Source organism: Frankia sp. Mgl5 (assembly GCF_023242985.1).
Classification (GTDB): domain Bacteria; phylum Actinomycetota; class Actinomycetes; order Frankiales; family Frankiaceae; genus Parafrankia; species Parafrankia soli.
Window position 1 is genome coordinate 1 of the sequence record NZ_JALKFY010000341.1, and the last position, 238, is coordinate 238.

Annotated in this window: 1 protein-coding gene; it reads left to right on the top strand. The window is 55.5% G+C overall.

The genetic code is table 11. The features are described 5' to 3' along the window. Window positions 1–238: ABC transporter permease subunit (locus MXD62_RS09605; RefSeq protein ID WP_248829004.1), on the top strand; the 238-nt coding region annotated here is incomplete at both ends.

Consider the following 238-nt stretch of genomic DNA (forward strand, 5'->3'; position numbering starts at 1 on the left):
GCTTCTGGTTGGTATTCCTTCGGTTGTTTACGGCTATATCGGTCTTACCTTGCTCGTTCCGTTCTTGCGCGAACATTTTGAAGTGCTGGGCTTCAGCTTGCTGGCGGGGGGACTTGTCCTTGCGCTGATGATCCTTCCGACGATCACAAGCGTTGCGACGGACGCGATCGAGGCGGTTCCGCAGGATATTCGAAATGCTTCGCTGGCATTGGGGGCCACGCGTTGGCAAACGATTTGG